This is a genomic window from Sphaerisporangium sp. NPDC049003 (genome assembly GCF_043197795.1).
Lineage (GTDB): Bacteria > Actinomycetota > Actinomycetes > Streptosporangiales > Streptosporangiaceae > Sphaerisporangium.
Map to the genome: position 1 here is coordinate 1 of NZ_JBICTU010000007.1, position 25,079 is coordinate 25,079.

The 25,079-nt window shown below is 70.9% G+C and carries 21 protein-coding genes; 9 read left to right on the forward strand and 12 right to left on the reverse strand.

Going from position 1 to position 25,079, the window contains the following annotated elements; genetic code table 11:
• Positions 1 to 183: 183 nt before the first annotated feature.
• The gene (locus ACGFIV_RS09415; protein ID WP_358558096.1) at positions 184 to 564 is read right to left on the reverse strand and encodes an NlpC/P60 family protein; all 381 of its coding nucleotides are present in this window, start codon (positions 562 to 564) and stop codon (positions 184 to 186) included.
• 1,239 nt (positions 565 to 1,803) lie between these two features.
• Between ACGFIV_RS09415 and ACGFIV_RS09420 the strand changes: the two genes are divergently transcribed.
• The 3 genes from ACGFIV_RS09420 to ACGFIV_RS09430 all read left to right on the forward strand — a co-directional run bounded on the left by ACGFIV_RS09420 (position 1,804) and on the right by ACGFIV_RS09430 (position 4,101).
• Complete coding sequence (locus ACGFIV_RS09420; RefSeq protein ID WP_358558094.1) at positions 1,804 to 2,532, forward strand: phytanoyl-CoA dioxygenase family protein; 729 nt, start codon at positions 1,804 to 1,806, stop codon at positions 2,530 to 2,532.
• 370 nt (positions 2,533 to 2,902) lie between these two features.
• Positions 2,903 to 3,298 carry a response regulator gene (locus tag ACGFIV_RS09425; RefSeq protein WP_358558091.1) on the forward strand — a complete coding sequence of 132 codons (396 nt, stop codon included), beginning with the start codon at positions 2,903 to 2,905 and terminating at the stop codon, positions 3,296 to 3,298.
• A gap of 179 nt (positions 3,299 to 3,477) precedes the next feature.
• Positions 3,478 to 4,101, forward strand: coding sequence for a LysE family translocator (locus ACGFIV_RS09430; protein ID WP_358558088.1), 624 nt, complete (start codon positions 3,478 to 3,480; stop codon positions 4,099 to 4,101).
• Positions 4,102 to 4,190: 89 nt separating this feature from the next.
• On the opposite strand, the gene ACGFIV_RS09435 is transcribed toward ACGFIV_RS09430, so the two are convergent.
• The 3 genes from ACGFIV_RS09435 to ACGFIV_RS09445 form a co-directional block, all read right to left on the reverse strand.
• Positions 4,191 to 4,823 carry a YbhB/YbcL family Raf kinase inhibitor-like protein gene (locus ACGFIV_RS09435; RefSeq protein ID WP_358558086.1) on the reverse strand — a complete coding sequence of 211 codons (633 nt, stop codon included), beginning with the start codon at positions 4,821 to 4,823 and terminating at the stop codon, positions 4,191 to 4,193.
• A 58-nt stretch (positions 4,824 to 4,881) separates the two neighbouring features.
• Positions 4,882 to 6,303 carry a glycoside hydrolase family 16 protein gene (locus tag ACGFIV_RS09440; RefSeq protein WP_358558083.1) on the reverse strand — a complete coding sequence of 474 codons (1,422 nt, stop codon included), beginning with the start codon at positions 6,301 to 6,303 and terminating at the stop codon, positions 4,882 to 4,884.
• 87 nt (positions 6,304 to 6,390) lie between these two features.
• Positions 6,391 to 9,168, reverse strand: a complete 2,778-nt coding sequence (locus ACGFIV_RS09445) for a glycosyl hydrolase (RefSeq protein ID WP_392833542.1) — start codon at positions 9,166 to 9,168, stop codon at positions 6,391 to 6,393.
• A 595-nt stretch (positions 9,169 to 9,763) separates the two neighbouring features.
• Between ACGFIV_RS09445 and ACGFIV_RS09450 the strand changes: the two genes are divergently transcribed.
• Both ACGFIV_RS09450 and ACGFIV_RS09455 read left to right on the forward strand, forming a co-directional pair.
• Complete coding sequence (locus tag ACGFIV_RS09450) at positions 9,764 to 10,006, forward strand: family 1 glycosylhydrolase (protein ID WP_392833545.1); 243 nt, start codon at positions 9,764 to 9,766, stop codon at positions 10,004 to 10,006.
• 28 nt (positions 10,007 to 10,034) lie between these two features.
• Positions 10,035 to 11,030, forward strand: a complete 996-nt coding sequence (locus ACGFIV_RS09455; RefSeq protein ID WP_358558074.1) for a LacI family DNA-binding transcriptional regulator — start codon at positions 10,035 to 10,037, stop codon at positions 11,028 to 11,030.
• 15 nt (positions 11,031 to 11,045) lie between these two features.
• Here the strand turns inward: ACGFIV_RS09455 and ACGFIV_RS09460 are convergent, their stop codons facing one another.
• The 6 genes from ACGFIV_RS09460 to ACGFIV_RS09485 all read right to left on the reverse strand — a co-directional run bounded on the left by ACGFIV_RS09460 (position 11,046) and on the right by ACGFIV_RS09485 (position 20,364).
• Positions 11,046 to 12,263, reverse strand: a complete 1,218-nt coding sequence (locus tag ACGFIV_RS09460; RefSeq protein WP_358558071.1) for a hypothetical protein — start codon at positions 12,261 to 12,263, stop codon at positions 11,046 to 11,048.
• A 37-nt stretch (positions 12,264 to 12,300) separates the two neighbouring features.
• On the reverse strand, positions 12,301 to 15,267 hold the full coding sequence (locus ACGFIV_RS09465) for a DUF4153 domain-containing protein (protein WP_392833550.1): 2,967 nt from the start codon (positions 15,265 to 15,267) through the stop codon (positions 12,301 to 12,303).
• Positions 15,264 to 15,947, reverse strand: a complete 684-nt coding sequence (locus ACGFIV_RS09470; protein ID WP_358558065.1) for a response regulator transcription factor — start codon at positions 15,945 to 15,947, stop codon at positions 15,264 to 15,266. The genes ACGFIV_RS09465 and ACGFIV_RS09470 overlap by 4 nt, the downstream gene beginning before the upstream one ends.
• 174 nt (positions 15,948 to 16,121) lie before the next feature.
• A complete protein-coding gene (locus tag ACGFIV_RS09475) occupies positions 16,122 to 17,390 on the reverse strand; it encodes a cellulose-binding domain-containing protein (protein WP_392833553.1) in 1,269 nt (422 codons plus the stop codon).
• Positions 17,391 to 17,631: 241 nt separating this feature from the next.
• Positions 17,632 to 19,284 (reverse strand): class I adenylate-forming enzyme family protein, encoded by a 1,653-nt coding sequence (locus ACGFIV_RS09480; RefSeq protein ID WP_392833555.1) that lies wholly within the window; start codon positions 19,282 to 19,284, stop codon positions 17,632 to 17,634.
• A gap of 51 nt (positions 19,285 to 19,335) precedes the next feature.
• Entirely contained in the window at positions 19,336 to 20,364 is a 1,029-nt protein-coding gene (locus tag ACGFIV_RS09485) for a helix-turn-helix domain-containing protein (RefSeq protein ID WP_358559620.1), read from the reverse strand.
• 85 nt (positions 20,365 to 20,449) lie between these two features.
• Between ACGFIV_RS09485 and ACGFIV_RS09490 the strand changes: the two genes are divergently transcribed.
• The 3 genes from ACGFIV_RS09490 (at position 20,450) to ACGFIV_RS09500 (ending at position 23,323) form a co-directional block, all read left to right on the forward strand.
• Entirely contained in the window at positions 20,450 to 21,901 is a 1,452-nt protein-coding gene (locus tag ACGFIV_RS09490; RefSeq protein ID WP_358559622.1) for a carotenoid oxygenase family protein, read from the forward strand.
• Positions 21,902 to 22,056: 155 nt separating this feature from the next.
• Positions 22,057 to 23,001, forward strand: a complete 945-nt coding sequence (locus ACGFIV_RS09495) for an LLM class F420-dependent oxidoreductase (protein ID WP_358559624.1) — start codon at positions 22,057 to 22,059, stop codon at positions 22,999 to 23,001.
• A 130-nt stretch (positions 23,002 to 23,131) separates the two neighbouring features.
• Complete coding sequence (locus ACGFIV_RS09500; protein ID WP_358559626.1) at positions 23,132 to 23,323, forward strand: hypothetical protein; 192 nt, start codon at positions 23,132 to 23,134, stop codon at positions 23,321 to 23,323.
• A 99-nt stretch (positions 23,324 to 23,422) separates the two neighbouring features.
• Here the strand turns inward: ACGFIV_RS09500 and ACGFIV_RS09505 are convergent, their stop codons facing one another.
• Positions 23,423 to 23,743: a DUF3817 domain-containing protein gene (locus ACGFIV_RS09505; RefSeq protein WP_358559628.1), complete on the reverse strand. Its 321-nt coding sequence runs from the start codon at positions 23,741 to 23,743 to the stop codon at positions 23,423 to 23,425.
• A 49-nt stretch (positions 23,744 to 23,792) separates the two neighbouring features.
• Positions 23,793 to 24,581 (reverse strand): SURF1 family protein, encoded by a 789-nt coding sequence (locus ACGFIV_RS09510; protein ID WP_358559630.1) that lies wholly within the window; start codon positions 24,579 to 24,581, stop codon positions 23,793 to 23,795.
• A gap of 150 nt (positions 24,582 to 24,731) precedes the next feature.
• Here ACGFIV_RS09510 and ACGFIV_RS09515 point away from each other — a divergent pair, with 150 nt between their 5' ends.
• Positions 24,732 to 24,902, forward strand: coding sequence for a hypothetical protein (locus tag ACGFIV_RS09515; RefSeq protein ID WP_358559632.1), 171 nt, complete (start codon positions 24,732 to 24,734; stop codon positions 24,900 to 24,902).
• Positions 24,903 to 25,079: the final 177 nt, after the last annotated feature.

A 25,079-nucleotide genomic window follows, 5' to 3' on the forward strand; every position in this document is an offset into this window, starting at 1 on the left:
GGGACGAACTGAGGGAGATCATTATGATCGACTACACGACCAGGTGGTCCCTTCCTCGTGGCAACTGGGTGGTCCCATCAGGCTGGCAAGCGACACACAGGCCGTTTCCGGCGCGCGCTATGTCTCGCTGGGCATACCCGTGCCTCGTAAAGGAAGGACCGTGCCTGCTCTGTGGGTGGGGATTCATTTTCCCGGGCGGATCGCGCCACGGTAGCGCGAACGGTAGTAGAGAGAGTGGGCGAAGTCGACCTTGCGCACCACGTCGCCAGACTTGGGCGCGTGCACCATCACTCCGTCTTTGAGGTAGATGCCCACGTGGGTGGGATCGCCGCTGCCGCCACCGAAGAAGACGAGATCTCCTGGCCTGAGCTTCGAGAAGGGGATCTTGGTGCCTTTGGTGAACTGGCTGCCGGTGTAGTGAGGAAGCGAGACACCCGCCCGAGCCCAGGCATAGAGGGCCAGCCCGGAACAGTCGAAGCCGCCACGCGTCGCCCCGGTCACGGACCCTCCACCCCAGACGTACGGCGTACCAAGCTGGCGAAGCGCGGCGGTCGCGGCGATCACCCCGGACACCGCCTGGCGTGACCGAGAGGTGGAGGCGGCCTTCGCAGCCGCCGCCCCCGACACCCCATCGCGCGACCGGGCGGTGCTGGAGGTCAAGGGAGGCTGCAGGTGCTCCTCGGTGCGTGCGGGTTGGTGGATTCGGGCGAGGGTCTCGTCGTCGTTCTCATGTCCGTCCGTTCCGCCGGGGCCCCGGCCATGGGTGGGCCAGGACCACATGCGTGCGCCCGGTGAGCCGTGTGGATCTATCTGGTGCCGAGGTGCCCCTGGAGTGGATCGCGGGGGTGGTGTGGTGGACAGTGGGGGTTCAGAAGCTTGAGGCGAGTGGAGAGGACCGCCCTCGGAGCGGTGGCTGGGATGGACTTTCGAGGGGTTGGCTGAAGCAGCGGTACTAATCGTGTCGTCGCAGATGGTGGTTGCCGGGCCGGTGGCGAGGTTTCGGAGCCAGGCGGAGGCGACCTGTCGCGACGGTGCCGGGATGGTGACTCGCCAGTGGATGGGCGGCTTGGCGGGCAGCCGGGTGGGGATGGCGTCGAGCCACTTGTGGAGAGCAGCGTCGGACCAGCGTGGCAGAGCGGTGTCGGACCAGCGGGGAAGCGCCGCGTCGGACCAGGCCACTGGGGCGGCTTGGAACCACGGTGACGAGGAGGCGTGGTGCCGGCGGACCGGGTGGAGACTTCGTGACCCTGCGGGGGGTTCGAGGCCGGGAAGCCAGCGGACCTGCGCGCATCGGCCGGCAGGCAGGCGCGGAACGCCCTCGCCGGAACCTCCGGAAAGGGCCGCCCCCGTGACAAGGACGGTGGTGACGAGCATCGTGATCACAGATGCCCTCCTAGGGCTCGATGAGGAATCGAGGCCCCAGGATCATTTGGACGGGCTCAGGCGCGCCGGACCGAATCCCGCTCTGTGCATAAACCACGGTTGTGGATACGCAGCGCCCTTCATGCACATCCTCTGATCTGCGGTGGAGAGGGCTTCCGGCCAGGTGAGGGTGCGGTTTGTGGATAAGCCGGGTAGTCCACCGCTCCTTGGCGGAGCGTTCGAGCCCGGCACAAAGACTGCGTCCGAAGCGCCAGGGCCAGCAGTCGGGAAAGGATGGCCGTATCCCCTGCGAGCTTATGGCCTGCTGACAAAGGAACTTGGGATCTGCGCGTCAAGGGTATGAGACTCGACACCCGATAGGCCGCGCGCGCCGATACCGCCATCCGTTAATCGGTTGCGCCTGTGGTTAACGTGATTGTCATGGCAGCGATCGATGGTGAGACGTTCGTCCGCGACGGGTTCGTGAAGGTGTCCGCGACGGTGGCGCTGGAGCTGGCCGAGGCGGCGCTGGCGCAGGTGTGGGAGCAGTTGGGCGGGCGCTCCCCCGGCGATCCGTCCGGCTGGGACGAGCCGGTGATGTGGGCGTCGGACCTGAGCGGTCAGGGGCCGCTGGGCCAGATGGCGCGCAGCGCTCGGCTGGCGCGGGCACTGGATGAGGTGTGCGGGGCGGACGGCTGGGCACCGCGTGGCGCGCTGGGCATGATCCCGGTACGGTTTCCCGGCAAGGCTGCGGTCGACGATCGCGGGTGGCACATCGATGCGAATGTGGCCCTGCCCGACGGGACGTACGCGGTCAGCGGGCGGCCGGAGATGATGCTGGTGCTGACGTTGCTGTCGCGGGTGGGCCCGGATGACGCGCCGACGCGGATCCGGGTGGGTTCTCACCGGGCGGCGGGGGCGGCGCTCGCGGGGCAGGTGCTGGACCCGATGAAGGCCGGGCCGGTGGTCGACGAGGCCACGCGAGACTTCCCGGTGGCGCACGCCACGGGCGAGCCGGGCGATGTGTTCCTGGTGCACCCGTTCACCGTGCACGCCGCCGACGAGCACCGGGGGGCGCGGCCGCGGTTCATGGCGCAGGGGCCGGTGCTGCTGAGGCAGCCGGTTTCGCCGGAGGCGGGCAATCTGCTGGGGCTGGCACTGGCCGGCTGACGTCCGCGGGGACCGACGGTCCCGGCGCGTGAGGCCAGGCGGCAGCGTTGTGTGATCCCGCCGCGCATGTGATCCCGCCGCGCGTGTGATCCCGCCGCGCGGGTGCTGAGCGGCGGATGACCACCACGCGCCCCAGCAGGCAGACCCAAGGTCGATGACGTGGCCGACCCGCAGGGCCAACTGGTAAAGCAGCTTCGGCCCGATCACCCTTGGGCTCATCCTCACCAGCAGAGGTCTCGGAGGTCTCCAACGCGCTCGACGGTAACCGGCGCCGCTGACAGTCGCCGACTTGTTCTCATGGAGGATCGAGCCCTTAGGAACTTCGGAAAAGGACTCGCGAGACTTCGTCTTAGGGTTTAGCCTCGCGGCTGTGGACGAGGTTCTGGGACGCGTGCTGGTCGTGGACGACGACGAGGTAATCCGACAGCTCATCGCCGTGAATCTCAGCCTGGAGGGCTTCCAGGTCGAGACGGCGACCGACGGGCAAGACTGCCTGGAGCGGGTGGAGTCCGTACGACCTGACGTGATCACGCTGGACGTGATGATGCCGCGCCTGGACGGCTGGATGACGGCGACGAAGCTTCGCGCCGACGAGAGCACCAAGCGCATCAAGATCATGATGATCACCGCCCGGGCCCAGGAAGACGACAAGAAGCGTGGCCTCGGCATAGGCGTCGACGCCTACCTCACCAAGCCGTTCGATCCTGCCGAGCTGATCCAAGCAGTGCGGGACCTCGCCCTGGACGCCCGCACCACAAGTGCCTGACCCCGGGCGACCTTCTACCGGCGCCTGTCCCCGGACGCCCGCACCAGCGGCGCACCCCGGCCGGCGCGAACGCCAGAAGCCCACGAAGCACACGAACACCGACGTGAACGGGATTGGACGTGAAATCGGGCCATGAATGGCTCTCTGTTTCGCGCCGAAAGGATTCTAGGGTCGAGGCCATGATCTCCCCCTCGACCTTGCTGATCTTCTCGCTGGCCGCCGTCGCGCTGGTCGTCGTCCCCGGTCCCAACAACCTCTACATCACCGCCAGGGGCATCTCCCAGGGCAGGGCGGCCGCGGTCGCGTCGGCCGTCGGGGTGGAGACGGGAACCCTGGTCCACATCGCCGCGGCGGCGGCCGGGCTCTCGTACCTGATCGCCAGGTCGGCGGCGGCGTTCGCCGTCGTGAAGTGGGCCGGCGCCGCCTACCTCGTCTATCTCGGGATCCGGACGCTGACCAGCGGCCGGGAGGCGACCGCCAGCGCCGCGACCGGCCAGCCTCTCCACCGGATCTTCCTCGAAGGCGTGGTCGTCAACGTGCTCAACCCGAAGGTCATCCTGTTCTTCCTCGCCTTCCTCCCCCAGTTCGTGGATCCGGCGGCGGGGTCTCCCGCGCTGCAGATCGTGGTGCTGGGCGTGACCCTTCTCCTGCTCGGCATCGCGAGCGACATGGTCTACGCCGTCGGCGCGGGCACGTTGAGCCGGTTGCTGCACGGAAGGCAGAAGCCGCTGAAGTACTTCAGCGGCTGCGTCTACCTCGGACTCGGCGTCGCCACCGCGCTTACCGGCGGCCGGACCCGCTGAGCGACGGCCGTACCCGCTGACTGTCGGCGGCGTGCCCGCTGACCGGCCGACGGCCGTGCCGGCTGATCGGTCAGAGGCAAGCCAGGGCGTCAGCTTCCCCAGGTGCCGATCGTCTCGCCTGAGGTGAGGGCCGCGTCCTTGATCTTCCTGTGCACTTCCCGGGCATCGCCGCCGGGCTTGATCGGGCCACGCAGGGCGTACACGATGAAGTGGTAGTGGTGCACGCCGCCGGGTGGGCACGGACCCGCGTACATGGGCCTGCCGTCGCTGCCCGGCGCCGTCCTGCCGGGGGCGCCGCCCTCGCCGACGCCGCTCTCGGAGGCCGGGATGCCGGTCACGATCCAGTGGACGTACGACCCGCCGGGCGCGTCGGGGTCATCCACCACGATCGCCAGCTCGCGCGCCGGCCCGGGGACACCGCTCCAGGCCAGCGGAGGCGAGACGTCCCGGCCTCCCTGGCTCCCGCAGACGTACTTCCGCGGGATCGGCGCGCCCTCGGCGAAGGCCGGGCTGCTCACCTGGAGCCCGGCAGACGGCGAACCGGCTCCAGCCGAAGGCGAGCCGCCCCCGGCCGAGGGCGCGTCGACTCCGGCCGAAGGCGCGTCGACTCCGGCCGAGGGTGAGCCGGCTCGCGCCGAGGGTGAGGCGCCTTCGGCGGAGCATCCCGCGAGGACGGCCAGCAGGAGCCCGCCACAGACCACACCGAGCTTGCCGATCTTCATCCGTCCAGGTTAACGCCACCACGGCCCGCGCCCGGCCAAGGCGCGGGCCGCTGGCGAATCAGTTGCCGAAGGTGAACCAGTTGAGGTTGACGTAGTCGGCCGGCTGGCCGCTGGAGAAGGTGATGTACACGGTGTGGGTGCCGGTTACCCCCGTGATGTTGGCAGGTACGGTGCGCCAGCTCTGCCACCCGCCCGTGTTGCCGACGGCGAAGTCACCGATCGGCGCGGCGGTCGGGCTGTCCAGCCGTACCTGGACCAGGCCGCTGGCTCCGCCCGCCGCTCCGGACGCGACCCGAGCCACGAACTGCGTGGCGGCGGACGTGCCGAACCTCACCCCGTCGTACCGGAGCCAGTCGCCGTTGCCGATCTGCGAGACGTTCTGGCCGCCTCCGCTGTCGGTCGTGGTCTCCAGCCCGGTACCGGACTGGGCCTGGTAGCTCTCCGCCTGGATGGTCGACCGCGCGTCGAAGCCGCCGCCGGGCGGGGGGCTCGGCGTGGGCGAGCCCGGCGGGGGCGTCGAGCCGGAGCCGCTCTGCCAGACGGCGACGTAGTCGACGACCATCGGACGTCCCGACACGGTGGCCGCCGTCGGCGTCGAACCGCCGAGCGCGTTGGGGAAGGCGCCGCCCATGGCCACGTTGAGCAGGAGGAAGTAGCCCGCGTGGCTGGTCATGTTGCTCCACGTGCCGGCGTCCATCTGGTTCTCGGCGACGCTGTGGAACTGCTGCCCGTCCACGTACCAGCGGAGCTGGTTGGGGCTGACGCTACGGTCCCACTCGAAGCGGTAGGTGTGCATGGCCGACTGGCAACTGGCGCCCGGGCAGGCCCGGTTGGCGCCGATGCCGGTCGTCTCGTTGCACGGCCCGCCGGGGTTCACGCCGCAGTGCAGGACGCCCCAAACCGCGTTGAGCCCGTTGACGTTCTCCATGATGTCGAACTCGCCGGTGCTGGGCCAGTTCCAGTAGTTGCCCCTGTACGGCGAGCCCAGCGCCCAGAACGCCGGCCAGTAGCCGAGCGCCTCGTTCCCGGTGACGTTGGGCATCTGGATGCGGCCCTCGATGCGCAGGACGCGCCCGGCCTGCGGCTTGAAGTCGGCCCGGCGGGTCTCGATGCGGGCGGAGGTCCACTCGCCCGAGCCGCTCTTGATGGGCGTGATGCGCAGGTTGCCCGCCCCGTCGAGGCTGAGGTTGGAAGGGCTCGCGGTGTAGTTCTGAATCTCACCGGTGCCCCAGTTGCCCGGACCGCCCGGGTAGGCGTGACCGGTGTCGATGATCCAGTCGGCCGACGACGGGAGGGAGCCCGCCGAGCCGTTGAAGTCGTCGCTCCACACCAGGCTCCAGCCGCTCGGCGTGGTGGGTACGGCCGCGCCCGCGGACCCGCCGGTGGCGGTCATCGCGATCACGGGGATGAGGGCCGCGCCTATGGCGGCCAGCAGGAGGCGAAGCCGGGGACGGCCTCGGGGCACCGGACCGGTGGACATGATGATCCTCTTCTCTGGTGGGGGCAGATCACACACTTTCCGCGAGGACGGGCGCCGGCCCGGAGACCCGGGCCGGCGCCGCCGCTGTCAGCTGAACGGGATGGTGACCACGGAGCGGTTGCCGACCCCGAGCGAGGTCGGGTTGGTCCCGATCGCGCTCCAGATCTCGACCTTCACGCGGCCGTTGGTGAGGTTGCCGAGCGTCCCCGACGAGGACGCGAGGCCCGCCGCCTGGGTGGAGTGCTCCCAGCCGGCGACCGGATCGGTGGCGAAGTACTTGTAGGTCTCCACGCGGTCGTACGTGCCGTCGCCCGTCAGGTCGTACGAGACCCGGGTCTGGACGCCGTTGCCCACCGAGGTTCCCGCGTCGAGGAACAGGTCGAACGCGGTGGCGGCGCCGGTGTAGGACATGGTCAGGCCCGTCGAGGTGTAGACGAGCGGGTTGTAGGGGGTGCCGTCGTGGGTGACGCCGCCGGCCGAGGGGACCGTGTCCGATCCGGCCGTGCCGCTGGTGGCCGACAGCGCGCCGCCGGTCAGCAGGTAGCGGGTCGGGGAACCCGGCGTCGGGGTGGGAGTCGGCGTCGGGGACACGGTGGGAGTCGGGGTCGGGGTGGGTGACGGGGAGCCGCCCGCGCTGGTGGCGGTCGACGCGGCGGGAACCGTGAGCTTCTTGCCGTCGGAGAAGGTGACGGTGCGGGCGGCGGTCCCGTAGTTGTGCGCCACGTAGGTGCGCGTTCCGTTGAGGCTGAAGACCGCGGCCGTCGGGGTGTCGGCGGTCACCGCCGCGTCGACCGTGCCGAGCCTGGCCAGGTTGTAGATCCAGTGGTACTCGTGGGCCTTGGTCTCCCCCGCCTCCGGGGTGTAGGCGTTCCACCCCGCGTCCCAGTTGGCCTTGGCGGCGGCCGGGTCGGCGAGCGCCCGGTACTCCCAGATGATGTCGCGCCACTCCACCGCCGGGCCGCCGTTGCCGGCCTCCATCTCGGCCAGGCCGGCCCTCACCTTGTTCGGGTAGAGCCCGTGGTACAGCGAACCGCCCGTGATGGGCAGGTAGTTGATGCCGTGGATCTCCTCGGGGTTGCCGGTCCACCAGGTGCCGTAGGCGGCGCCGTCGCCCCAGATCATGCCGGCGGTGTCATGGCTGAAACCCGCGGGGAAGACGACGTTGTCCACGTCGAACCAGTACTGCCCGATGGTGGCCGCCTGCGTGGTGTACAGGTAGATGCCGAGGTCGCGCAGGGAGTTGTCCCCGGTCGCCGCGCCCAGCAGCAGCGCTCCGGTCGCGAAGTTCATGCCCTCGGAGGACGACTCCTCGTTGTTCCCCGCCGCGAAGCCCGCGTGCCCCGACGCCCAGCCGTTGCCCGCGTAGGCGTCGAAGTTGCGCAGGAACGGGAAGCGCGTGTCCGTGCGGTCCCAGTTGTTCGCGTCCTTCGCCAGCAGTTTCGCCATGCCGCCCCACTGGCCGTCGGCCGCCCACGCCCGGTCGTACCGTGCCACCGTGGCGGCGGCCATGAGGTAGTAGCCGTAGTGGAAGTGGTGGTCGTTGACCTCGGAGTCGCTGCCGTACGAGGCGGGGTAGCCGGTCAGGATGCCCCACGTGCCGTCGTACCTGAACTGCTCGCCGCCGGCGGTGAACCAGCTCTGCAGCTCGGTCTTGAGCATCCCGAGAAGCTTGTCGCGGGACGCGGTGTCACCGAGCTGTTCGGCGATGGGCACGAGCTGCGCGAGCCGCCCGAGGGTCTTGCCCGTCCCGTAGGTGTCGCCCATGCCCCCGAGCGGGTCGCCCGCCGCTCCCTGCTTGACGAAGTCGCCGAGCCGCGCCCGGTCGTAGGCGCCGAGGTCCGGCAGTGCAGGCAGGACGCCGTGGAAGGTCTGCCGGGTGCTGAACGACGCGCCCTCGCGCAGCTTCATCGTGCCGCGCGGCGACACGTAGGTGTAGGTGGTGAGCGGGTCGGTGGTGGCGAGCCACTGGTGGCGGTAGAGCGCCTGCAGCGTCCCCGTCTCGGTGCCTTCCTTGGCCGTGGTCGTCGCGGTGTAGGTGGTCGTGAGGCGGGCGGCGGCCTCGTCGTACGACCAGCTCACCTTGGTGCCGGTGACGAAGGAGTAGGCGTACTTGGCGAACAGGTCGAGCGCGCCGCGGGCGGGCAGGGCCGCGACGGAGTAGTAGTTCTTGCCGCCGAGGGCGACGGTCGCCGCCGTTCCCGCGATGGTCCAGTCGGTGCCGGTCGGCGCGAACAGGGCGTAGTCGTGCCCGTTGACCGTGGCCCCGAGCACGTTGCCCCGGTCGGCCCAGATCGTGGGCGTCGCGACGAAGCTGACCTGTGCGTTCCCGCCGGACGGAGTGGCGTAGACGAACGGCAGCCCGTGCCCGATGGTCGCGCGCAGCGTGCGGGCGCCGTCGGACCAGTAGGGGGTGACGGTCCAGTCGGACCAGCCGTCCACCTGGGTGCTCGGCGCGTTGAGGCCGGTCACGCCAAGGGTGAGGTCGCGGGCGTGGGTGTAGTCGTACTGCGACGCGGAGATCGTGGGCGAGGTCGGGTAGCTGACCTCAAGGCCGCCCGCGACGGCGTGGAAGGCCAGCGGGTGGGCGTACATGTTCTCGGAGTAGGGGTTGCCCGCGTACCGCTGGAAGGCCAGCGAGGACCACCAGTCGTTCGTCGGGACCTTCGCCGTGACGGCAGAGGTGATCTTGGGGGTCACCGGCGCGCCGGCGTTGTTGGACGGGCCGACGGCTCCGGCGGGAAGGTCGGTCGTGTAGCTGCCGACCCCCACGGTGACGGTGGCGGCGCTGGCGGAGGTGACGGGGACGGTGGCGAGCAGGCCTGCCAGCAGGGTGGCGACGGCCAACCCGGCGGACCGTCGTCTCAAGGAGGGGTTCCTGGGGAGATCGGTGGTCATGCGGCGTGACTTTCGTCGTGGGGGGACCGGCCCGCCTCGACGAGGCGGAGGCCGGCGACAACTCCTACCGCGGGCCCGACGGCCGTTCGAGGCCCGCACAGCGCTGGGATCCAGGTGTTCGCGTCGACGTAACTTGCTTGTAACGCTCTCAGCGCCGCTGACGCTAGATGGGCTGACAAGCCGTGTCAACAGCCAGAGAATGTTTCTCGTAGATCATGAGAGCGCTCTCCACTCTTGCTCGGCGACGGCGACGGCGGCCCGCCGCGCCGTCGGCCTTCCCATCAGGGACGAAACCCCATGTTCAGGACACCAGACCCCATCTCACTGGGATCGTCGAGATAATCGGAAAGAACCTTTATCATGGGGACGCTTCCCGGCACGGATCGGCTCCGCGCCCGCCCGGAGCCGAGAGCGCTCTCTTTTGATCATCGAGAGAGGGCTCCCGCGGGCACGCGCGAGGGGCTCGCCCGGCGGGCGGCGGGGGGCGCCGTTCCGCTCCCGCCCGGCCACGGCCTGCCCCGGCAGGCAGATCATCGGAGGAACACATGCAGGGGGCGGTCAGGCGATGACGACCACTCGCGCGGACGTCCCGGAGCGCGCCCACCCCGGCGGCCTCGCCGTGCTGCAGGGTGACGCGGATTTCCGGGGGTCTCTCGTAAGGTCGCGACCGGGTGACTTCCAGTGGCACGATGGGTACCGCCGGAGGCTCGGGATCGTGTACGCCGACTGCGAGACCCAGCGCCGGCTCCCCAAGGACAGCGGGCTGGGCTACCGGGATGTCATCCGGGGGAACGGCCTCACCCCATGACCGACCCGAGGAAGACAGGGCTCTGCGAATGAAACGACCCACCCTGGAAGCGGTCGCCGCGCGAGCGGGCGTTTCCCGGGCGACCGTCTCGCGGGTCGTCAACGGCCAGTCGACGGTGACCCCGGAGATCAGGGACACGGTGCTGCGGGCCGTGAGCGAGCTGGGATACGTCCCCAACTCGGCCGCCCGGAGCCTGGTCACCCAGCGCACCGACTCCATCGCCCTGGTGATCTCCGAGCCGGCGACCAGGGTGTTCTCCGACGACCGGCTGTTCTCGATGGTGGTCCGCACGGTCAGCAGCGAGCTTGAGTCGTCCGACAAGCAGATCGTGCTCATGCTCGCCAGCTCGCCGCGCGGCCACGAGCGTGTGGAGCGTTACATATCCAGCGGGCACGTCGACGGGGTCCTGCTCCTGTCCATGCACGGCGCCGACCCGCTCCCCGCCGCACTCAACCGCATGGGCGTGCCGGTCGTGTCGTACGGCAGGCCCGCCGTGGCCGTGGCCCTGCCGTACGTCGACAACGACAACGTGGGCGGCGCCGGGGCGGCCGTGCGGCACCTGCTCGCCACGGGCAGGCGCCGCATCGCGACCATCGCCGGCCCCCAGGACATGATCGGCGGCCAGGACCGCCTGACCGGCTACCGCGACGCCCTGCGCGACTCCGACCGCCGGTCGATCGTCGCCGTCGGCGACTTCACCCGCGCCTCGGGCGCCGACGCGATGCGGCAGCTCCTGGAGGACGACCCCGCGCTCGACGCCGTGTTCGCGGCGAACGACGAGATGGCGATCGGCGCGCTGCGCGCCCTGCGCCGGGCGGGGCGCCGCGTGCCCGACGACGTGGCCCTGGTGGGCTTCGACGACATCGAGGCCGCGGCCTACACCGATCCGCCGCTCACCACCGTCCGCCAGCCGATCGTCGAGCAGGCGACCGCGATGGTGCGGCTGCTGCTGACACCCGCCAAGGACCGCGTGACCGACCACATCATCCTGCCCAGCGAGCTGGTCATCCGCGAGTCCGCCTGAGCGGCGCGCCGGGGGTCAGGCCTTGTGGCCGAGTGCCCCCGGGATGCGGTTCAGGACGCTGTACGGCACGAGCCCGTAGGCGTGGAAGTCGACGGCGTCACCGCCCGCGGCCTTGACCGCGCGCACCTTGGCGGCCAGCCGGTCCTCCGAGTCGGTGTCGGGACGGCCGGGGCGGAGCACCACCCGGAGCTCCCTGTCGTTGCCGACCGAACGGCGGTAGGCGCCCACGTCGTCGGCCACCCGGGCGGCGTCCCTGGCGTAGGCGAGCACCCCGAAGGACGGCACGAGGTCGCCGAGCGCGACCAGGTCGACGCCGAGCTGCCAGGCGTCGTGCGCGGCGAGGCCTGCCGGGGGCAGGCCGTCGGCGTACCCCTTCCTGTGGCCCGTGCCGTCGAGGAAGGTCAGCTTGGAGCCCTCGGCGGCCACCGCCGACGACACCTCGCTGACCAGTGAGGTCACCGTCTCCGATCGGGCTCGCGCGTACGCCACGACCTCGGGGCCGGCGTAGGCCGTGAGGGCCGCGCGCGTCACCTCGCCCTGCGCGGGCGGGTCGCCGTCGAGTACCCCGCCGACGATGCGGGCGCACTCCTCCCGCGCGACCTCCGCCTTGACCCCGAGGTCGGCCGCGCGCCGCATGCACCACGAGCAGAAGCACAGCCCGAACAGGAACTCGTCCATCGGGCCGAGCGGGACGAAGCACCTCTCCTGCTGGTACCCCTGGGCGAACGCCCCGAAGTGCAGGGAATCGGCCACCACGCTGCTCACCCCCTGCCGGGCCACCGACCTCGCCAGGGCGACGGCGTACAGGCGGACGTCGGGGTGCGCGGGGCACAGGGCCGCCGGGAAGCCGCGCCCGCCGAAGCAGTCGCTCACGGTCACGTCCGGGTCGCGCAGGCCGAGCGTGATGTTGTGCAGGAACACCGTCCACCCGTGCAGGGTCATCCCCCGGTCGGCCGCGGCCTCGCGCAGCGCCACGAGCGGCTCCTCGGCGGCGCCGGCCTGCATGGGCGGCACCAGGCGCAGGCCGCCGAACAGGTCGGCGGGCGGCGTGAAGTGGACGCCGTCGGCGCGGACGGTCACCCGCGAGGCACCGTGCGGGGTGACGTCGCGGGCCCCGTGGTAGGCGGCGGCGACCGTCACCTCGCGCACGCCGTACCCGGCGATCCGGTCGAGGACCTGGCCGACGCCCTCGTCTCGCACGTCCTCGACATAGACGTAAACCGAACCGTCCAACGCAGCCGTGCCTTTCAAGGAGCCCGCTGTGAATGACCTATGTCCCAGGTGACCCTATATCTTGACAGGTGGGCGGAGTCGGCTCCGCCGGTGGGAGGGCGTGGAGCAGGTCGCGGGCCTTCTGGCGCGCGAGGTTCCATCCGTTCCACGGTTCTGGCTCTCCCAGGCTCTCCACGATGGCCATCTTCGACAGCAGGCAGCTACGCGCCGGCTCGGGCAGGGCGTCCACCACCGGTACGGCCTCGGCCCCGAGGTCGCTGAAATAGTCCACGTCGAGCCGTTCGACGCCGCGCTTGTGAAGCTGGCTCTCGGCGACCCGCAGGTCGGGGTTCCAGACGGCGAAGACCACCAGCGACACTCCCGTCAGCAGCACCATCGCGCGCGGGAGCCAGCCGATCCTCTTGCCCGCCAGCCGCATCCCCCCGGCGACGAGCACGACCGCGAACACCGCGCCGAGCCACCAGATGGTCGCCCCGACCGAAGCCCGCAGCCGCGACAGGCCGTACGCGTCGGTGTAGAGGCCGAGCCGGTGCAGTGCCGAGGCGAGGATCACCAGCGTGAGGCCGCACAGCAGGCCGAGCAGTCCGGCGAGCAGCCAGCGCTCCCTGCCTTTGGGCGCGAGCACACCGGCGGCCACCGCGACGAGGCCGAGCACGAACACGCTGACCGTGACCAGCTCGAAGAAGCCCGACCTGGCGTACTCGGCGTAGGTCAGCCCCGCCGTCTCCACGACCTTGCGGTTGCCGCCGAAGAGCGTGGTGATCTGCACGCCCACGAAGGAGGCGAACAGCAGGTTCAGCGCCACCAGCGGAGTGATCCACAGGGTGCCGCTCACGGTCGCGCGCAGGTTGGGCGTGGCCGGCTCGACCGGCGGCCTCAGGGCGACGAGCGTCGCCGCCCCCACCAGCGCGGCGAAGACCACGAAAACGAAGATCCGGAACGGCAGGGACGAGGCCCACGCCGGGGCGGTGAACAGGTGCGCGACGAAGGACGAGAAGACCGCGTCGGCGGAGGCGAACAGCAACCCGAACACGACGATCAGCACCGCGGTCAGGCCGAGCGCCGCGAGCACGGGCCCGACCCGCCGCCGGTTGATCCCCTTCAGCGGCGCCGCGAGGAACCACGGGAGCGGCAGCACCGCGAGGACGACCGACATCCCGCCCCTGATCACTCCGAGCCAGCCGCGACCGCCTCCCGACACCGCGAGCGCGGCGACCCCGAAGCCGGCGAGCAGCATGGGGGCGACCATCCACTCGGCGTCCCTGAACAGGGCGACGGAGACCAGCGCGTACGCCAGCAGGCCGAACGCCGCCGTCCACGGCGTGATCCGGTGTCTGGCCGCGGGAAGCACCGCCGCGCCGGCGGCGACGGCCACGAGCGCGATCCCGAGTCCCGGCCTGCTGTACGGCAGCGCGATCGCCGCCAGGAGCCCGACCGCCGCCGCCATGAACGGCAGCCTGCGAGGCGTCTCGGGCAGGTCCGGACGCGGGAACAGCGGCGGCGGCACGTAATCCGCCTCCCGCCGCGGCACCGGCCGCACCCCACCCGGGGACACGGCCACCGAGGCGGCGACTCCTGGTGGCGCGGCCACCGGCCCATGCCCGTGCTGCGAACCGGGACCATGCCCCGGCGTGGGGAGGCGTGCGTCTTCTGTACGGACCCGCTCGCCCCCGGTAGGGAGCGGGTCGGTTCCGGAGTCGCCCGGCTCGTCCTTCACGGGAACCGGCTCATCGCCGGAGGGCGCGAGGCCGCCCTCGGTGGGGAGAGAACCGCTCCGGACCTTGGGGTGCTCGGGCTCGGCGGCACGGGGTGGCTCGTTCCCGGTCTCCGAGGGCCCGTCCGCCGGTCGGCCCACAGGGTCACCGGGCCCGGGTGAAGGATCCTCGCCAAGGCTCGCCTCCACCTCGGGTAAACGCTCCTCGCCACGGCTTGGCTTGGGTGCGGATGGTGCGGTGGGGGTTTTGTCGGGTTGGCGGGGTTCTCCCAGGGGCTCGGGTGCGTCGCTCATGGCAGCCTTCCTTCCGGGAAGGTCGACGACCATCCGGCAGCCGACCGGGGAGTCGGCGACTCTGATCGAGCCGCCGTGCAGTTCGACGATCTCCTTGACGATGGCCAGGCCCAGGCCCGCGCCGCCCGCGTCGGCCGCCCGCGCGGTGTCGAGGCGGGAGAACCGCTCGAACACCCGGGGCCGCTCCGGCTCGGGGATGCCCGGCCCCTCGTCGGTCACGCTCAGCCGTACGCCCGCCCCCTCTGGCCGTGCTTCGAGCCGGACCAGCCCGCCGGGCGGGCTGTGCCGCACGCCGTTGTCCAGCAGGTTGGCCAGCACCTGGGCGAGCAGCGCGGGATCGGCCTGGACGCCGAGCCGGGGCGACACCGCGCTCGACAGCGACACGTCGTCGCGCGCGAGGCTCGCCTCCCGTACGGCCTGGCCGCACAACGGTCCGAGCTCCACCAGTTCGGGCTCGATGGGCCGGGCGCCGGAGTCCAGCCGTGACAGGTCGAGCAGCTGGGCCACCAGTCGTCCGAGGCGTTCGGTCTGGGCCAGGGCCGTGCTCAGCGTGGCGAGGTCGGGCGGGGACACGCCGTCCACGACGTTCTCCAGCACGGCCTGCAACCCGGTGATGGGCGTACGCAGCTCGTGGCTCACGTTGGCGACCAGCTCGCGGCGCTGCCGGTCCACCTCCTCAAGGTCCGCCGCCATCGCGTTGAAGGCACGCGCCAGCTCGCCCACCTCGTCCCGGGATGTCGCCCTGACCCGCATCCCGTACCGGCCCTTGGCGATGGTCTGGGCGGCGGCGGCCATCTCGCGCAGCGGCCCGGTCATGCCCCGGCCGATCAGCTGGACCATACCGAGGCTGAGGAACGCCGCGAGCCCCATGCGCACGGCCGGGACGATGCCCAGCAGGCGGCCGTACTCGTTGAGCGCGAAGGCCGTGGCCACCGCCAGCAGGATGACCAGCCCGAGCTTGATCTTGATCCGGCCGAGGAAGTCGAGCGGCCTCACGGCTTGACCAGCGCGTATCCGACGCCGTGGACCGTACGGACGATGCCCGCGCCGAGCTTGCGGCGCAGCGCCCGTACGTGGCTGTCGACCGTGCGGGTGGCGGCGGCCTCCGAGAAGCCCCAGATGTCGGAGAGCAGCCTCTCGCGCTCGAAGACGTGGCCGGGACGTTCCGCGAGGCGCCTGAGCAGGTCGAACTCGGTGCGGGTCAGCTGGGCCTCGACCCCGCGTACGAACACCCTGCGCTCGGCGGTGTTGATCTCGACGCCGCCGACGCGGATCACCGTGTCCTCGTGCGCGAGCTGCGCCGCCCGTTCGACCCTGCGCAGCAGCGCGTGGATCCTCGCGACGAGCTCGCGCATGCTGAACGGCTTGGTGAGGTAGTCGTCGGCGCCGACGCCGAGGCCGACGAGCAGGTCGGTCTCCTCGCCGAGCGCGGTGAGCATCAGCACAGGGACGGGCCGTGCCGCCTGCATGCGCCGGCACACCTCCACGCCGTCGAGGCCGGGCAGCAGCCTGTCGAGAACGACCAGGTCCGGCTCCGCTCTCGCGTAGGCCGCGAGCGCCGCCTCACCGTCCCCCGCTGTGCGGACGTCGAAGCCCTCGGCGACGAGCCGGCTCTGGAGGGCCAACGCGATGGTCGCGTCGTCCTCGACCACGAGAATGCGCCGCTGGTCTGTCACGCTCGGAAGCCTAGAACGATCTCGTGCAGACAATCCGGGCTTAAATGTGCAGATCCGATGCAGCCTTGATCGGCTTGGCCCGTGACACGACCTCTGGGCGTATCCGCCTGTCTCCACCGCCTCGGTCGGGGGGCCCGGAACGGTTCGCGTTCACCGTTCCGAGCCCCGCCGGGGTCAGCAGGCGATCGGTGAGGATCCGAAGGCGACGTCGTCGAACCAGAGCGTGTCCGCGTCGCCGCCGTAGCTCTCCCAGCCGAGGCGCAGGGTCGCCGGGCGCGGCGGCGTCGTACGGCTGAGCCACTGGGAGTCGACGTCGCGGGTTGGCGTCTGGTCCAGGTGCAGGCCGGCGACCTCCTGGTTGTCGACCCAGGTGCTCATGGCCTGCTTGGTGGTGTCGATCTGGTAGCGCAGGCAGACCCAGCGACCGGTGGGCAGCGGCGTGCTCAGGGCCACACCCGTCGGGCTCTGCTCGGGCAGGGTCGCGTCGTCGGACTCGCGGTTCCACTGGAGAGCGCTGTTCTGCCCGCCGATGCGCAGGTCCTTGTTGCCGTTGGAGGCGTCGGCCATCGTGATCATGGTGACGTGCGAGGCGGGAAGGGCGGTGGTGTGCCGCACCCACATCCGCGCGTACACCACCGGCCCGACCGTGGAGACGTTCTTGGTGGTGCCGACGAATACGTGGTTGCAGTACCCGCCTCCGCCGTTCACCCGGAGGGACTTGGTGCCGCTGTGCGCGGTCGTGGAGTCGATCGCGGCCGTACCGGTGCCCTGGCAGTTGGGCGTCACGACCTGCCAGTCGCCGCTCGGCGTCGAGGACGCCTGGTCGTCGAACCCGGAGCAGACCACGGCGCCCGAGCAGCCCGGAGGCACCGAAGGCGTGGGCGTCGGCGTCGGGGTCGGCGTGGGCGTGGGGGTCGGGGTCGGAGTGACGGTCGGGGTCGGGGTGACGGTCGGGGTCGGCGTCGGCGTGGTGGATCCGTTGCAGGGGACGCCGTTGACGGTGAAGCTCGCCGGGACGGGGTTCGACGCCGCCCACGTGCCCTGGAAGCCGAAGTCGGTCGCCCCGCCGGTCGCCAGCGAGCCGTTGTACGCCAGGTTGACGGCGCTCACGGCTGCCCCGGTCTGGGTGAGCTTCGCGTTCCACGCCGAGGTGACCTTCTGGTCGCCGCCGAAGGTCCACCGCAGATCCCAGGCCGTGATGGCCGGACCGAGGTTGGTCACCTTGACCGAGGCGGTGAACCCGCCGCTCCACTGGTTCACGGTGTAGTCCACCCGGCAGCCGGGGTCCGCGGCCGAGGCGGCGCGGGCCGGCAGGAGCACGGCGGCGACGGCGGCCAGCGTGGCGACGAGGGCGAGGAACCGCCGCCTCGCGCTCGGCCGGCCTGACCACGGTGGCAAGGGTCCGGCCGGGGGGAACGGACGGCCGGGGAGGGGAGCACTCATGGATCGCTCGCTTTCTACGGATGCCCTCAAGAGGTGGGAGCGCTCCCACACGCCGGACCGGGATCGCTCTGCTGCGCTCGATCGCCGATGGTTCTCCGCGCGCGTCCAGGTGTCAACGACGGCGACGCCCGGCGTTCACCGACCTCGGACGGCGCGAAAACGCGCTGAATCTTTCACCTCATGGCCGTTCGCGCGGACCCTCTCGAACCTCATGGCCGCTCGCGCGGATCCCGCCCGAACCTCAGAGCCGCTCGCGCAGATCCCGCTTGAGGATCTTGCCCACGGCGTTGCGCGGCAGGGCTTCGACGATCTCCAGCCGCTCGGGGAGCTTGTAGGACGCGATGCCCTTCTCCTTGAGGAAGTCCACGAGTGACGGCAGGTCGACGTCGTCCCGTGGCGCGACGACCGCGCAGACCCTCTCGCCCAGCACGCCGTCCGGGTACCCGACGATCGCCACCTCCACGACGGCCGGGTGCCCGGCGAGCAGGGACTCCAGCTCGGCGGGGGCGATGTTCATGCCACCCCGGATGATCAGGTCCTTGGCTCGGTCGACGTACCGCAGGTAACGGCCATCGGGGCCGTCGATCTCGAACACGTCACCCGTGATGAGGTAGCCGTCCTCGTCGAAGGGATCGGCGTCGGCCGTGCCGGCGAGGTAGCCGGCGAAGACGGTGGGCCCGGAAAGATGCAGCTCTCCCGGCCGGCCGGGCTCGGTGATCTCCTCGCCGGAGGCGGGGTCCACCAGCTTCACGCTGCTGGCGGCGAGGGTCCCGGGCCAGGCGCCTCCGGGGACGCCCGGCCGCGGGAAGAACCGTGCGCGCTCCTCGGGGTCCGGAATGTTCACCGGGTCGGAGAGCAGCGCGATGCCCTCGTTGGAGCCGAAGAAGTTGATGACGGCGATGCCGTACCGCTCCTGCCAGCCCCTCACCATCCAGGGAGGCAGCGGCGCGGAGCCCGAGCCGATGCGCGTCAGCGAGGAGATGTCGTACCTTTCGAGCATCTCGGGCTTCCGCAGCAGCATCGTGAGCAGCGCCGGCGGGGCGAGGGTGTAGGTGACCCGTTCCTCGGTGATCTGGTCGAGGTAGACGAGCAGGTCGAACGGGTGGTGCTGGACCATCTGGAACCCGGTGCGGAGCCACGGCAGGAAGACGCCGCCGATCCCGGCCATGTTCACCATCGGGAACGGGTTGAGCACCACGTCGCCCCCGTGCAGCGAGGGCGCGGCGGTGGTGTTCGACTCGACGGCGAACCAGTCGTAGTGGCAGCGGGGCACTCCCTTCGGCGTCGCCTCGGTGCCGGAGGTCCAGCAGATGGTCAGGCAGTCGTTGGGGTCGGTTTCGAGGCCCTTGAGGTGGGCGGCGAGCATGGCGGGGTCGGCGACCGCGGTCTCCAGGTCCCGGGCGGGATCGCCCCAGGCCAGCACGATCGGAGGCGCGGGGACGTCGAGCCTGCGGACGATCTCGGCGTTGTCCCGGTCCCCCACGCGCTCGGCGGTGACGAGCACCTTGACCGCCGCCAGCCGGATGGCCTGCGCCAGCTCGTACTCGCGGTACTGCACGGGCAGGGGGGTGACGACGGCGCCGATCCTGGCCACCGCGAGGAACGTCACCGCGAGCTCCACGCTGTTCGGAAGCTGGACCGCGACCACATCGCCCTGGACGACACCGGTCTCCAGCAGGACCGCGGCGATCCTGTCGGCCTCCGCGCCCAGTTGCGCCCAGGTCAGCCGCCGGGCCGCGCCGTCCATCAGGCTGGGCTTGTTGAGCGGGTCGACGATCGCGATCGCGTCCGGCCGGGCGCTCACCTGTGCCCTGAACAGCCCGTCGACGGTGTCGCCTGTCCACCATCCACCCGAAGTGAAGCGCTCGATCTGCTGTGGGGGGTGCAGCCTCATCGCGACTCCCATCGTGAATGGAAGGACACTACGAAGACAGAAGCCAGCGGGTCAATGGCAGGCGGGCAGATCCTCGCTGGAGGAGGCCGGAAAAGGCGCGGAACGCAGGTGCGCCGGCATGTCGAAGTGGATCTCCCGGCGCTCCAGCGCCCGGTGGCACACCCGGCACAGCAGGACGGGCCGCAGCGCGGAGCCGCAGGGTTTGTGCGTGATGGTCAGGCCGGACCCTTCCGGAGCGGGCAGCTCCGTTTGAGCCCAGTCGGTGAGGAAGGCGAAGACCTCGAAGAAGGCGAGCCCCTTGTCGGTGAGCCGGTAGAGCCGGTACGAATCGGTCTGGAGCACTCCGAGCTCGACGAACCGCTTGAGCCGCTCGGTGAGCACCGACGGAGCGATGCCCAGCTCGCCCTGGAAGTCGACGAAGCGCCTGATGCCGAGGAAGGCCGCCGCAAGGATCGTGGTGCTCCAGCGGTCGCCCAGGATCTCCATGGAGTGCGGGCAGTAGCCGAGGAATTCGGTCCTGTCGTCACCGCGCACGGTGCGGCGATGGTGGCGCGGCACGCCGATGCGGGCGAACGTCGCGAGGGGGCCGCGCTCGGTGTGGGTGTCCCGGGCGCTCATCGGCGCGCGGCACGTTCCACAGGCGAGGTACGGCCGCGCGTCGTTCCCGCAGGTGTCATGGATCAGGGTGAGCAGCTCGGGCCGGTCGGCCCAGTCGCGCTCCCAGCTGTGGATGGCCACGAGGAGGACCCACAGCCGCAGTCCCCTGCCGGTCAGCCGGTACTCGTAGCGGATGCGGCCGTCGCGGTAGGCGGCCGTCTCGAAGATGCCGTGCCTGACCAGCTCCTTGAGCCGGGCCGCGAGCACGGACTCGGAGATGCCGAGCTCGTCGCGCCACGCGGCGAAGGTGCGGATGCGCAGCAGGAAGGCCCGCTGGAGGATCAGCAGGACCCATCGGTCGCCGAGGACGCCGAGCGCGCGCCCTATGGCGCTGAGATCGGCGGTGTCCCCGTCCACGTGATCGCGGCCTCCGGCCACGGCCTTCCCCACCCCGGCCATGACCGGCGACTCCTTCGTCTCCACCGCGCCAACTCTAAACAGCCCTCTCCGGTCGGGGGGCCCGGCCGGTGCGTTGACTAGCTGACTTTTTCTATCGTAGTTTCCAGTGATGAGGGAACAGCCCACCGCGGTCGCGGCGGTGATGGACGATTCGGGCGAGCCGAACCCGTACCTCCTCGGCGTCTACGCACCGGTCCACGATGAGATCACCACCGGCGACCTCAAGGTCATCGGCGAGATCCCCCGTGACCTGAACGGCGTCTACCTGCGCAACGGGCCCAACGCGCGCCACCCGATGAAGGGCCGCTACCACTGGTTCGACGGCGACGGCATGGTCCACGCCATGCACTTCGAGAACGGCCGCGCGCGCTACCGCAACCGGTACGTGCGCACCAGCGCCTTCGAGGCCGAGTCGGCCGCCGGGAGGTCGCTGTGGACCGGCGTCATGGAGAGCCCGAAGGGCAACCCCTTCGGCAACACCCGCGGGCTCAACCTGAAGGACTCCGCCAACACCGATCTGATCTTCCACAGGGGCCGGGTGCTGGCCACGTGGTACCTGTGCGGCTCGCCGTACTCGCTCGACCCGCTCTCGCTGGAGACCCTCGGCGCCGAGACCTTCCTCAACACGCTGACGGGCGACGTCATGGCCCATCCGAAGGCCGACGAGCGCACGGGTGAACTGTTCTGGTTCGACTACGGGCCACGCGAGCCCTACCTGCGGTACGGGGTGGTCGGCGCGGGCGGCGCGGTCGAGCACTGCGTGGAGCTGGACCTGCCCGGAGCCCGGCTGCCGCACGACATGGCGATCACCGAGAACCACGCGATCCTCATGGACCTGCCGCTCTACCAGGACCTCGACGCCGCGCGGCGGGGAAGGTACAAGCTGACCTTCGACCGCGAACTGCCCTCCCGCTTCGGCGTCATTCCGCGCCGGGGCCTCGCGCACGAGATCCGCTGGTTCGAGGCCAAGCCCTGCTACATCTACCACGTGGTCAACGCCTGGGAGTCCGGCGACGAGATCACCATGGACGTCTGCCGGGTGTCGCGCCCGGCGCCGAGCGGCGCCGGCGGGCCGCTCGCGCGCATGCTGTCGTACCTGAGGCTCGACGCCCGGATGTACCGGTACCGCTTCGACCTGCGCACCGGGCGGACCTCCGAGGGGTTCGTGGACGAGGGCCACAACACCGAGTTCCCCTCGATCGACGCCCGCCGGACCGGCCGTGCCACGAGGTACGCCTACAACGTGTCCGTGATGGACGCCGACACCAACCTGTTCGACGGCCTGGTCCGCTACGACAACGTGACCGGCGAGAAGCAGGTGTACCGCTTCGGCGAGCACCGCTACGGCAGCGAGGCGCCGTTCGCCCCCCGGGACGGCGCGACCGGCGAGGACGACGGCTACCTGGTGACGTTCGTCACCGACGAGCGCGAGGGCGCCTCGGAGGTCCAGGTCCTGTCCGCGTCCGACCTGACGGCGGGGCCGGTCGCGCGGGTCCTGCTCCCCCAGCGCGTGCCCCTCGGCTTCCACGCCACCTGGGTCAGGCCGGACCAGCTCCATTGATCGAGCAGATACGCATATGACTCATAAAACGGAATCAAATGGAAGTGGTGGGGAGTGTCCAATATGAGATTGACTAAGCGTCTCGCAAGGACGGTGTCGGGGGCATGCCGTACGAGGCACGACGGCTCCCCCGGGCTATGGCAGGAGCATGACACATGAGGCTCAGCGTCTCCCTCGGGCTGTGGCAGGACCGCCCGGCGGGCGAGGCGGTTCGGACCGCTCAGATCGCGGACGAGCTCGGCTACCCCGAGGTATGGGTCGGCGAGATGGCGACGTACGACGCCTTCGCCCTCGCCACGGCGATCGGCGCGCGGACCGGCCGGGCGGCTCTCACGGTCGGGCCGCTGGCGGTGAGCGTGCGGGACCCCCTGATGATCGCGATGGGAGCCGCCTCGGTCGCGGAGCTCACGGGCAGGCGGGTGAACATCGCGCTCGGCACCTCCAGCCCGATGGTGGTGGAGGACTGGCACGGCCGGTCCAGGGCCGGCTCGGGCACGGCGCTGCGTGAGACCGTCCAGGCGCTGCGGCCCCTGCTCGACGGGGAGAAATCCGACTTCGCGGGCACGCGGGTCTCCAGCAAGGGCTACCGGCTGCGGCTGCCCGCTCCCCGGTCGGAGCTCACCGTCGCCGCCTTCGGCCCCGGAGCGGTGGCCACGGCCGCTCTCGCGGACCGCATGGTGCTCAACCTCCTCACCCCGGCCTCCGCCGCCCGCCTGATCACCGATCTGCGCCTGCTCACGCCCAGCACGCGGGCCGCCGCCTGGGTGACGGCCGCGGTGGACCCCGGCCCGGCCGCGATCGAGCAGATCAGGCGTGGCGTCGTCCCCTACCTCGCTGCCCCCGGGTACGGCGAGATGTTCGCCGAGGCCGGTTTCGAGGACGTGGTGCGGTACGCCCGTACCCTGCCGCACCCCCGTGAGCTGCTCGCCAAGATCCCGGACGCCCTGCTGGAGTCGGTCGCGCTGATCGGCGACTCGGTCGAGATCATGGACCGGCTGGACGCCTACGCGGAGGCGGGCGTGGACGAGGTGGCGCTCGTGCCCGTCAGCACCGACGCCGACCCGTGCGGCGAGGCCACGCTCAAGGCCCTCGCCGACTGACCGCCCGCGCACCGGCCCCGGATCCGGACGGCGCCGTGAACGGAACTCCGGCCGGAGTGCCACACGTTGACGGGACGACGCAGAATGGGCGTGGGGACCACCCCCGCTCGGCGAAGAGAAAGGCCCGGCCATGTCGCCAGTCGCAAAGTATTACGTGGGCGCGGGGATCGCCTCCGTACTCGCCCTTCTCCTGCTGCCGTCCCTGGTCGCATGGGTGCTGGTCCTGGCCGTGCTGGCCGGGCCCGTGGTGGTGTACTTCATGCTGGACGAGTCGCAGCGCGCAAGGCTCCGGCGGATCCGGCGGCGCCAGATCGGCCGCTGATCGCCCGCACGACGACCGCGTGACCGGACGGGCCGACCGTCCGCCCACGCGGTCGTCCGCGATCGGCCAGGCGCGGTCACACCCGATCGTGCCACGGGATCAGGCCGGGGCGACGGCGATCTGCTCCTGCACGCGCTGGGTCACCTTGCGCTCGATCACGAACGACAGGAACGGGATCGTGCCGGCGAGCAGCACTCCCAGGATGTAGGGCCAGGTCCAGCGGGCCTTGAGACCCAGGTTGAGCGCGGCCAGGAGGTAGACGGCATAGATGAAGCCGTGCACGGGGCCGACGACGGCGACGGGCGTGGCGTTGTCGAAGACGTACTTCAGGACCATGGCGCCCACGAGGGCGAGCAGCATGCAGCCGACGACGTAGGCCATCACCCGGAAGGGCTTGAGCGCGGAATCCACGATGATCATTACCTCGCTTGGAGAGCGGTCACCACACGATATCCGGGCATGAGGGTGGTCAGCCCTGCGGGGACGCGCTGAGCTCCGCGGTCGCGGCTCCGCCCGCCCGGCCCGCGCGCACCGCGTCGCGTACGAAGTGGAACCACATGAACACGGCGAACGCCGCGAAGATCCACCATTGGGCGGCGTAGGCGAGGTTCCGCCAGGTGAAGCCGCCCCCCTCGGTGGGCGGGGGCACGTCGACCAGGCGGGTGACCGGGGCCATCGGCGCCGTCGCCACCACGAACCCGTCATGGAGCCGGGCACCATGCCAGATGTTGATCAGCTCGGACGTCGAGACGGTCGCCACCTGGCCCGCCGGGAGCGGAGAGGTGCGCCTCCTGGCGAAGTCTGTGGGCTCGGACGGCTGGAGGCGCCCGCTCACGCTCACCGTCCCGCCCGGCACGGCCGTCGCCGGGTCGGACGGAGAAGCGACCCACCCGCGCACGACAGGCACCAAGGTGCCGTCGGCCAGCTTCAGGGGGGTCAGCAGCCAGTAGCCGCCGTCCTTGCTCACGCCGCCGCCGGACTCCACGGTGGGCTCGCGCTCGGCCACGAGCAACTGCCGGGACGCCTCGAAGGTGCCCTGCGCGGTGACCCTGCGGCTGATCGCCGGTGCCGGCACGCGCCTGCCGGCCTCGACGAGCGTGGACAGCGCGATCGGCGCCGGATCCACGACGGCATGGGGACGGCCGGACTCCTCGAAGACCCCGAGCTGCCAGCGCCCGAGAAAGGTGAACGAGATCAGCACCCCGATCGTCACCAGGTGGAGGCCCACGAGGCGGGGCGAGAACAACGTCCGGAGCATGCCCCCACGCTATCCGCACAGGCCCGTGGTCCGGTCTTCGGTCCTGCTCAGGCAGGGCGGGCGCCGCCGCTCGGGGAAAGCTTCCGCAGCCTGAGGCCGAAGTGGCATAAACAGCGTCAAGTCACCACCGAGGTCGATAAAGTCGTGCCCATGTCCGAACCTCAGATTGATCCTGCGGGGAACACCCAGCAGTTCAAGGCCTTCGCCCAGCGCCAGGAGCCCGAGCCCGTCGCGCCGCAGCGGTCCTACCTGGTTCCCGTGATCGCCGCGGTCGCCGCCGTCATCGTCGTCGCCGTGGTCGTCTTCCTGCTCCTCCGGTAGGAACCGGCCGCTCGTAGAGGCCACGCGCCGTCGGCCACGCGCCGTCGGCGCTTTCGCCGTACCCGGAATCGGTTCGGCGCTTTCCCCGTACCCGGAAATATGCTGACAGAGGCGGGGATGGACCAGGACGACACCTGCGTCTAAATTGGACCAAAGGTCCAATACGGGGTGGAGGAG